Below are 8,663 nucleotides of genomic sequence, written 5' to 3' on the forward strand. Positions count from 1 at the left end.
TCCTGGCGCGCCGTGAAGGTCACCGACCGGCGCGCCGCCGAGGACTTCGCCCACTGCATGCGCGACCTGGTCGATCTCCACTACCCCAAGGCCGAGCGGATCCGGGTGGTGATGGACAACCTGTCCACCCACTCTGCCGCCGCGCTCTACCAGAGCCTGCCGGCCGCCGAGGCCCGGCGCGTCCTGCGCCGGCTGGAGTTCCACTACACGCCCAAGCACGCCAGCTGGCTGAACATGGTCGAGATCGAGATCGGCGTCCTGCGCGGCCAATGCCTGGACCGCCGCATCGACAGCCAAGCCAAGCTGATCGCCGAGGTCGCCGCCTGGGAGCAGCGACGCAACGCCAGCGGCGCCCGCATCAACTGGATGTTCTCCACCGACCAGGCCCGCAGCAAGCTGGCGCGCGCCTACCCCACGCCAACTTCCAAGGAGTCATAATCACTGTGCGGCGGTACTAGCTTGGCTGGTCTCCTTTCGCGGCCAATCCTTGAGACGACCTGCAAGGTAAGCCTCCCCCATGCGGCCGGTACCATGCGTGGGCGGTGCAGCAGGCGCGTTGAAGCGCCAGGCCGGACCCCATCGCGCTAGAGCCGTTCTGCGAACGGCCGAAGACGATCCGCGAGCAACTTAGCGCCCGCCGCATCGAGGTGACGGCGAAGCGCTAGGCCTTTGCCTGCGGTCTTCGGTCAGGCGCGCGGTCTTGGCGGCCGTCGCCGCTGCCTTCAGTTGCGGCGGGCGTCTTTTGGTTCAGGGCCTCTTTGACGAGGGCCTTGATGGTGGTCGCCGGCATGGCTCCCCTCCTTGTTATTGTCGCGAGATGCGCTGGGCGAGCTGCATATATGTGCCAGACCCTATGAAATTAACCGTCTGAAATGTGCTCTGGCACATATTTGAATCGAATTTTATAGCTCACACACTATATAAATGGCGGACCTCTATAGCCCGCAAGGTATATTCATGAACCGGCGACAAGCCACGGCCGAAGCCCGTCGATCCTTAGATCGGGCTCTTGCGCCGTTTCGCAAGGCTCCCAAGCGACCCCCGTCCCGCGGGTGGATCCGCGCGTTACGCGACGCGCTAGGCATGACTGCCGAGCAGTTGGGCGAGCGCATGGGCATCTCCCAACCTTCGGTCCAGCGCCTGGAACTGTCCGAGGCCGAAGGCACCATCCAGCTTAGCAGCCTGCGAAAGGCGGCCGCGGCGCTGGACTGTGACGTGATCTACGCCCTGGTGCCCCGGCGCAGCCTGCAGGAGACCTATAACGCGGCGGCCAAGAGCGTGGCCCGCCGCGAGTTAGGCCTGATCGGCCACACAATGGCGCTCGAGGACCAAGCCGTCGGCGACGAGGAGGATGAAGACCGGCTGCGCCGCTTCATCGCCGATGAGCTCGACCCGCGAGAGCTATGGGGTCGCCGGCGGTGACCGACGACGACGACCTCTACCGCGCCGACGACGGCGCCACTGCGCTGTCGCCCGAGAATCGCGACGCGCTGATTCCGACCTGGATCGTTACGCGCGATGACCTCAACCGGGCCGAGCGGGACAACATCGCCGCCGGTCTGCGCTGGGCGCGTCGCAGAGGCTTCGACGTGCTCGATCCTGACGACCTGATGACCCTGCACAAGCGCATGTTCGGTGATGTCTGGCGTTGGGCCGGGCAGCCGCGCCAAGCGGTCACAAATATCGGCCGGGAAGATTGGTGGGCGCTGCGCGAACACCTCCACCAGCTGCTCGGCAATATCCAAGCCCAGGTCGACCACAAGGGCCGCGATGCGGACGAGATCGCGATCGACTTCCATTACCAACTGGTGGCGATCCACGTCTTTCCCAACGGTAACGGCCGTCACGCCCGTTTAGCCGCCGACCTGTTGGCGATCCGCCTCGGCCGCCAGCCCTTCAGCTGGGGCCGGTCCGATCTGGTGAAGGTGGGCGATGCTCGGGACGCCTATCGCGCAGCCCTGAAGGCGGCCGACGCCGAAGACCTCGCCCCGCTTCTAGCGTTCGCCCGCTCCTCCTTGAGACGACCTGCAAAGTAAGCCTCCCCCAGCTTTCCGCGTTCGACTCATGAAGGCACCTAATCGGGCTTGGGTTCGTGTGGATTGTTCCATCGAACACCTCACGAACAATATACGGTTTTTCGTATGAAAAGTCTATATACGAAAGATCGCATAAAGCCTTCCGATACGGAAAAGCGTTTTACCAATAAATATACGGACTTCCGTATACTCCTCATGATGAGGTGCTAACGCGTCAGACTGTCAGCACTGGATTGGGTCGTTCACCTCGGCTTTCGCCTGCGTCGGCATGAAGATCCACTTGGTCGTGAACAGCGCGATCAACAGCGCCCAAGCCACCCTGGCGAGGAGGTAGATCCCCTCGCCGATGGCGGCCGGGAGGTTCTATGCCGCGTGCGCGGACCGCCGGGCGGCGGCCAGTCCCGCGAGACCCAGCACCACTTGCGTCCCTCCCAACTTCACGCCTAGCTGCGTGCCCCGCCGTCACCGAGGGCTCCACGGACTCTCCATGGCCAAGTACGACCCACTCCACGGCCACCTGCGCCGCCAGAAGACCGCGACCTACGAAATGACCTTCCCGGATGTGGAACGGATCATCGCCGGCCTGCTGCCGAAGAGCGCCCAGCGCTCGGAGTGGTGGGCCAACGAAACCGACCCCCAGACGCGTTATGTGCAATGCCGCGCCTGGCTGGACGCCGGCTACAACGCCTTCCTCATCAAGGGCGCCGAGCGCGTGCGCTTCGAGCGGCGCTAGCCGGCCTTCGCCGTCGCGCCGAGGTCGACAACCTTGCGTGCGCGCCGGCGGATGACGTCCTCAATGCGCCGCAGCTCGTCGCCTTCGAAGCCGGCGCTGGCGATCCCCTCCGCGGCGTAGGGCAGGGTGTCGATCACGCGCTCCGCAAGCGCCGTCGCCCGCCGTCGTACAAAGGGCCCGCCCATGCCGATCTCCCGCCCGAACTCCTCCCAAGTGGTGGGCGTGAACTCCTCCAGAGTGGCCCGCTTGGCCACCTTCATCGCCAACTTGGCGTGGACGTCCGGATAGGCGACCGTGCACATCAGGTCGTAGAGCGGTGCGAAGTCGATGCCCTCCGGGCGGTACAGCAGGCTGAAGTTCTTCCCATGAGCATCTGCATTGCCGACGATCACATTGAAGATCGCCGCATCGAGCAGACGCAGCACGGCCGGCGCCGGCTGGGCCGTGGCCTGCCGCACCAAGTCGAAGCACGGCCGGAAGGTCGGCCCGCCCTCCGAGGCATACTTCTTCTCCGGGGCGATCCCCAGTGCCTGACAGAAGTCCTCTTGATGCAGCCGCCGCACGGCGCCGTCGGCGGCGACGTCGCGGTCGTAGCGCTCCACCAGCAGGTAGGCGCGGTCGCCGGCCCGGCGCGGCGAGACGGGCGCGGCCTTGAGCCCAACGCCCCAGGCCAGCCGCAGGGCCAGGGCCTCATTCTCAGTCGTGCCCGGCAGGTGCGCGATCGGCGGCTTCAGGATGTGGGTGCTGGGCTGGCCCGGGGCCGGTAGGGCGACGCGGCCGTTGAGGAGGATCACCGGCAGCTTCTGCTGCGCGCCGGCCAGCGACAGGCGGAGGCCCTCCTCCGCCCCGGCCAGGAACGGCCGGGTCGGCAGGGTGTCGAGGATCTCCACCAGGTGTGCATCGTCGAGCGGCTCGGCTCCACCGAGCCCGGTCGCGGCCGGCGGCGTTTCACCCTCCGGCCAGAGGGTTAGCGCGCCCGCCACGTCGCCGCCCAGCTGTTCTAGCAGCCGGAAGTCGTTGCCCTTCGACACTCCGAGGGCGCGGGCCACGGCTTCGCGCTGGCCTTCGTCCGGCAACAGGCCGGCGAAGAACGGCCGGGTTTCGCGGCGGTTGAAGGGCTCGGCCCGCTTCTGCAGAGAGATGGAGATGGCGCGCGCGGCCGGGTCGGCCAGCCAACCCGCGTCATAGACGAAGGCCAGGTCGCCGTGCTCGTCGATCTGCAGCTGGCCGACCACGTCGCCGTCCCACCAGACGGAGAGCGACTTGGTCACGACCCCGCCTCCGGCGCCGCCGGCCGTCCCACCAGCTGCAGGTCAAGCCCCGCCGCCGCCAGCACGGCCAGTGTTCGGCCCAGCTGGATCGTCGCCTTCCCCCGCTCCAGCTCCACCAGGAACCTCAGGCCAACGCCGGCCGCGGCCGCAAACTCGTCCTGCCGCAAGCCCATGGCCTTGCGCGCCGTCCGAACCGCGTCACCGATCTGATTGGGCGTGATCATCGAAATTATCCCGTTCGGGACATTTCTAGCGTCAAAGCGACGATAGTCAAGGAAATTACCCCGTTCGGGACAATTGGACTTCGAAGCGGCTCCATGTCGTTCAATTATCCCGATCGGGGCAAGTCAACCAGAGGCGTCCAGGTCGATGACCAGAACGAGATCCTCCCGGCGCCTTGCGCGCGGTATTCGGCGTCTCTTCAACTTGTTGAGCGGCCCTTCGATCACGTCGCCGTTCTGATGGATGACCTCAGTCTGTTGGCTCATGTCTGCCTCCCTTGCGGCATGGCTGGCGGGCGCAAAGCGCGCGCGCCATGCCCGTCGGCGAGACCGGGGCGCAGCAGGGCGGAACGTGCAGTCGAGCGGCCGTCGGCGACGAAGTAGCCTGAAGTGGCGGACCCATAGGAACTGCGATAGCGGCAGGACCGAGCACGCCCGCCAGCCGCCCTCTTCAAGGGGGCGTTGCGGGGTCACTCCGCTAGAAAGGCTCGACCGAGACGGGAGGCTCGGCGCAGGGGAAGGCTTTCCGCACTAGGCGAATCTTGGAGGATTGGATCTGCGAAATCGCAAACTCCGCTACGTCATGACCCGAAGGCAGTGACATGCCAAACCGGGCTTCCGCTCAGATGTCACGGCGTTTCCTGACCCCTGGCGGGTGGTCGACGATGAGGGCGAGGGTGGGCGGCGGACCTGGGACCAATAGCCCATGGGCGGAGGCTGGCGTTCTCCTCGCACTCAAGCTAGCTGACCGCCCCATGATCCGCCTCGACAACATCTCCAAGCAGAACGGCCACCAAATCCTGTTCATCGAAGCCTCGATGGGCATCCAGAAAGGCGAAAAGGTCGGGCTTGTTGGCCCGAACGGCGCCGGCAAGACGACGCTGTTCCGCATGATCACCGGTCAGGAGCAGCCCGACGACGGACTGGTCGTGATCGATCCTGGCACGACGATCGGCTATTTCAGCCAGGATGTCGGCGAAATGTCGGGCCAGAGCGCGGTCGCCGCGGTGATGGATGGCGTCGGCCCCGTCAGCGCGCTGGCCACCGAAATGTCCAGGCTCGAGGCGGCGATGGTCGATCCGGACCAAGCCAACGAACTGGACGCCATCATCGAACGCTATGGCGAGGTGCAGGGGCGCTTCGAGGAACTGGACGGCTATGCACTGGAAGCGCGGGCGCGCGAAGTGCTGGCCGGCCTGAGCTTCAGCCAGGAACGGATGGATGGCGATGTCGGTCTGCTGTCAGGAGGCTGGAAGATGCGCGTGGCGCTGGCCCGCATCCTGCTGCAGCGGCCCGACGGCATGCTGCTGGACGAACCCAGCAACCACCTCGACCTCGAAAGCCTGATCTGGCTTGAGGCCTTCCTCAAGACCTATGACGGCGCCTTGTTGATGACGTCGCACGACCGCGCCTTCATGAACCGCATCATCGGCAAGGTGGTGGAGATCGACGCCGGCTCGCTCACCACTTATTCAGGCGATCTCGATTTCTACGACCAGCAGCGTGCGCTCGGCGAACAGCAACGGCAGGCGCAATACGAGCGCCAGCAGGCCATGCTGGCCAAGGAAATCAAGTTCATCGAGCGGTTCAAGGCCCGCGCCTCGCACGCCGCACAGGTCCAGAGCCGGGTCAAGAAACTCGACAAGATCGAACGCGTCGAGGCTCCGCGCCGTCGCCAGTCGGTTCAGTTCGAGTTCAAGAGCCCGCCGCGGTCGGGTGACGACGTGATCAGCCTGCGCAATATCCATAAGGGCTACGGCTCTCAGCCGATCTATGAAGGTCTCGATTTCCTGGTGCGCCGCAAAGAGCGCTGGTGCGTCCTTGGCGCCAACGGCGCTGGCAAGTCGACGCTGTTGAAGCTCGTGACCGGCGCCGCCACGCCTGACCGGGGCACGGTCAGCATCGGCGCCAGCGTCAAGATGGGCTACTTCGCCCAGCACTCCATGGACCTGCTGGATGGCGAAGAGACGATCTTCGAAACGCTGGACGGCTCGTTCCCGCAGGCGGGTCAGGGCGCGCTGCGCACCCTCGCGGGGTGCTTCGGCTTCTCCGGCGACGATGTCGAAAAGCCCTGCCGCGTGTTGTCCGGCGGCGAGAAGGCGCGCCTGGTCATGGCCAGGATGCTGTTCGATCCGCCGAACCTGCTGGTGCTCGATGAGCCGACCAACCACCTCGACATGGTGACAAAGGAGATGCTGGTCGCCGCCCTGGCGGAGTTTGAGGGAACCATGCTCTTCGTGTCGCACGACCGCCATTTCCTGGCGTCCCTGTCGAACCGCGTGCTGGAGCTGACGCCCAGGGGAATTCATCAGTACGGCGGCGGCTATTCGGAATATGTCGCTCGCACGGGCCAGGAAGCGCCGGGGCTGCACCCTGGAAGGTAGCGACGCTCCTCCCAGGCTGCACGCTCAGGCTGACAGCCTGAAGTTCGCTCTCTGACGCGATGCCAAGTTCTGCTTCCGGCGCCCAGCGGCCGTTCGAGGGCCCGGTTCGTCGAGAGAGAAAGCAGACGCCCCGAACTTCTCAGGAGGGTGGTGAGTGGCGGTTCGCCGAGGTACCCAAGCCTGCCCCGCGTGGATTGGCCTCAGGGGAAACGCTGTCGTAGTTCCGCGCCCTTATGCCCGAACTGCCGCCAAATCTTCAGCCCGACGCATTCGCCGGTCTTGCCGACGACTATATTCGCTATCGGCTGCCTTATCCGCGCGAGGTGCTGGACGGGTTGCTGGACGAGGCGAAGGTGCCGCCGGACGCGCGCCTGCTCGACCTGGCTAGCGGACCCGGACGGGTGGCGCTGGCAATCGCCAGTCGCTTTGCCGAAGTCTGGGCGGTGGACTTGGAACCAGACATGATCGAGGCAGGGCGGCGGGAGGCAGCACGGCTCGGGATCGGCAACGTCCATTGGCGAGTCGGTCGCGCGGAGGACTTCGAGGCGCCGGCAGGCTCGTTCGGCCTGATCACCGTCGGCGAAGCCTTCCATCGGCTCGACCGGGTGCGCGTCGCGGCCATGGCGCACTCATGGCTGAAGTCGGGCGGCGCGTTCGCGACACTTGGCTCAGGCGTCGCAGCGGATGCTTTCGCGCCCTGGCGGCGGATCGTGTCCGGTATCGTGCGCGACTTCATCGGCGAACCCGCACGACGTCTCGGCGCGCCGAACTCCACCCCTGCCGCCGAGCTCGCCGACCAAGAACAGGCGATACGTGATGCGGGATTCGTCGACGTGGCGACCCGCTCGTTCGCCGTCCCGCACGAATGGACGCTGGAGACACTGCTGGGCAACGCACGCTCAAACTCTACTCTTTCCCGCCGCGCTCTCGGTGACCGACACCCCGCGTTCGAGACTGCGCTTGCCAAGGAGCTGGTGGCGTTCGACCCCTCCGGTCGCTACCGCGAGGAGATCGACTGGAGCTACACGTTCGCGCGGCGGCGCTGATCGCTACGTCTGCTCAGGGTGCTCGAGCGCGGTCATTGGCGCCACTTCAGCGAGCAGGCCTCAGGCGGGTCCGCTGCTTGAAACCTTGTGTCGCTGCACGTTGGCCGAAGCGATCATGTCCCGCATGTCTGCCGTCGGACCCGCTCCTCGGAACTTGAGTAACGCCTCCTCGGAAGCCCATTCCTCGTAGACGTTCGCCACCTGGGGCTCGATCGGGTCCGCAGCGACCACGAACGAGCGGCAGCCCGCAGTCGCTCGCGCGGCTTCGATGGCCTCCATTGACGCGCGAAGGAAACCTTCGCGCTTCCCTGGTCGCAGCGTAATGGTTCCAGAAACGATGACCATTGGCCGGCATGATCCTTGGCGAGACCGCACGAGGATAGCCAGTAAACGGTTCCGTTGCGACCCGATCCGCTCGCATGCCGGATGCGCAAGTCCGCCATGTGTCCAGGCTGTCGTCTAATCGGCGAAGCAGTTCAGAATTCTGACCACCAGCTTGGGGGACGGGATGAAGCGTTTCGTCGAAGGTGAAGATCGACGCCAGTCGCTGCTATTGCCGGACTCGCTCGAAGACTACGTGGCCTCATGGCCGCTCTTTCCGTCGCGGGCGCCGCCAGCGCCGACGACAGGCCGACATTCAGGCGCTGAACGACACGTTCTCGGCGGCCGCGCACAGGGGGGACAGGCGCTGCGATGGCGGCGCTCTACGCCCCCGACGCCGTGATGCTCCCGCCCGACAACAGCGTCGTGTCCGGCCCGGCGATCGGGCCTTATCTCGCCTGTCTGGAGAAGGGCGCCGCCAATTTGAACCTGACCACGACGGATGTCGTTCGCCTGTCGCCGGACTTCATCCGAGAAGTCGGTATCGCGAGCTTTGACACGCTTGGCGACAAGCCAGTCAACGTCAAGGGGACGTACGTGGTCGTGGTCGTCTGGACGCGAGTCGGTGGAACCTGGAAACTGTGGACTGAC

Annotated in this window: 10 protein-coding genes and 1 pseudogene; 7 read left to right on the forward strand and 4 right to left on the reverse strand. The window is 65.6% G+C overall.

The genetic code is table 11. The features are described 5' to 3' along the window. The 4 genes from VGI62_RS02155 to VGI62_RS02170 form a co-directional block, all read left to right on the forward strand. The coding region (locus tag VGI62_RS02155; RefSeq protein WP_331502746.1) for a transposase at positions 1-438 on the forward strand (438 nt) is incomplete at its 5' end. Between the two features lie 519 nt (positions 439-957). After that, positions 958-1,422: a mobile mystery protein A gene (locus VGI62_RS02160; RefSeq protein ID WP_331502747.1), complete on the forward strand. Its 465-nt coding sequence runs from the start codon at positions 958-960 to the stop codon at positions 1,420-1,422. Next, positions 1,419-2,036: a mobile mystery protein B gene (locus VGI62_RS02165; RefSeq protein ID WP_331502748.1), complete on the forward strand. Its 618-nt coding sequence runs from the start codon at positions 1,419-1,421 to the stop codon at positions 2,034-2,036. Before VGI62_RS02160 ends, VGI62_RS02165 begins: the two co-directional genes overlap by 4 nt. A gap of 487 nt (positions 2,037-2,523) precedes the next feature. After that, entirely contained in the window at positions 2,524-2,769 is a 246-nt protein-coding gene (locus tag VGI62_RS02170; RefSeq protein ID WP_331502749.1) for a DUF7662 domain-containing protein, read from the forward strand. Here the strand turns inward: VGI62_RS02170 and VGI62_RS02175 are convergent. The 3 genes from VGI62_RS02175 to VGI62_RS02185 form a co-directional block, all read right to left on the reverse strand. Then, on the reverse strand, positions 2,766-4,040 hold the full coding sequence (locus VGI62_RS02175; RefSeq protein ID WP_331502750.1) for a type II toxin-antitoxin system HipA family toxin: 1,275 nt from the start codon (positions 4,038-4,040) through the stop codon (positions 2,766-2,768). The genes VGI62_RS02170 and VGI62_RS02175 overlap by 4 nt on opposite strands. Then, complete coding sequence (locus VGI62_RS02180; RefSeq protein ID WP_331502751.1) at positions 4,037-4,264, reverse strand: type II toxin-antitoxin system Y4mF family antitoxin; 228 nt, start codon at positions 4,262-4,264, stop codon at positions 4,037-4,039. The genes VGI62_RS02175 and VGI62_RS02180 overlap by 4 nt, the downstream gene beginning before the upstream one ends. Before the next feature lie 123 nt (positions 4,265-4,387). Then, on the reverse strand, positions 4,388-4,528 hold the full coding sequence (locus tag VGI62_RS02185) for a hypothetical protein (protein ID WP_331502752.1): 141 nt from the start codon (positions 4,526-4,528) through the stop codon (positions 4,388-4,390). Between the two features lie 488 nt (positions 4,529-5,016). On the opposite strand from VGI62_RS02185, the gene VGI62_RS02190 reads away from it, so the two are divergent. Both VGI62_RS02190 and VGI62_RS02195 read left to right on the forward strand, forming a co-directional pair. Then, positions 5,017-6,645 (forward strand): ABC-F family ATP-binding cassette domain-containing protein, encoded by a 1,629-nt coding sequence (locus VGI62_RS02190; protein ID WP_331502753.1) that lies wholly within the window; start codon positions 5,017-5,019, stop codon positions 6,643-6,645. Positions 6,646-6,878: 233 nt separating this feature from the next. Beyond that, positions 6,879-7,691, forward strand: a complete 813-nt coding sequence (locus VGI62_RS02195) for a class I SAM-dependent methyltransferase (RefSeq protein ID WP_331502754.1) — start codon at positions 6,879-6,881, stop codon at positions 7,689-7,691. Between the two features lie 60 nt (positions 7,692-7,751). Here VGI62_RS02195 and VGI62_RS22385 read toward each other — a convergent pair whose 3' ends face one another. After that, on the reverse strand, positions 7,752-8,036 hold the full coding sequence (locus VGI62_RS22385) for a putative quinol monooxygenase (RefSeq protein WP_414695623.1): 285 nt from the start codon (positions 8,034-8,036) through the stop codon (positions 7,752-7,754). A gap of 345 nt (positions 8,037-8,381) precedes the next feature. On the opposite strand from VGI62_RS22385, the pseudogene VGI62_RS02200 reads away from it, so the two are divergent. Continuing rightward, positions 8,382-8,663: pseudogene (locus VGI62_RS02200) on the forward strand (nuclear transport factor 2 family protein); the annotation flags it as partial.

It is taken from the genome of Phenylobacterium sp. (genome assembly GCF_036495085.1).
Lineage (GTDB): Bacteria > Pseudomonadota > Alphaproteobacteria > Caulobacterales > Caulobacteraceae > Phenylobacterium.

Coding starts and splice junctions, on each gene's coding strand:
- VGI62_RS02160 (WP_331502747.1), top strand. CDS start 958: ATGAACCGGCGACAAGCCACGGCCGAAGCCCGTCGATCCTTAGATCGG.
- VGI62_RS02170 (WP_331502749.1), top strand. CDS start 2,524: ATGGCCAAGTACGACCCACTCCACGGCCACCTGCGCCGCCAGAAGACC.
- VGI62_RS02180 (WP_331502751.1), bottom strand. CDS start 4,264: ATGATCACGCCCAATCAGATCGGTGACGCGGTTCGGACGGCGCGCAAG.
- VGI62_RS02185 (WP_331502752.1), bottom strand. CDS start 4,528: ATGAGCCAACAGACTGAGGTCATCCATCAGAACGGCGACGTGATCGAA.
- VGI62_RS02190 (WP_331502753.1), top strand. CDS start 5,017: ATGATCCGCCTCGACAACATCTCCAAGCAGAACGGCCACCAAATCCTG.
- VGI62_RS02195 (WP_331502754.1), top strand. CDS start 6,879: ATGCCCGAACTGCCGCCAAATCTTCAGCCCGACGCATTCGCCGGTCTT.
- VGI62_RS22385 (WP_414695623.1), bottom strand. CDS start 8,036: ATGGTCATCGTTTCTGGAACCATTACGCTGCGACCAGGGAAGCGCGAA.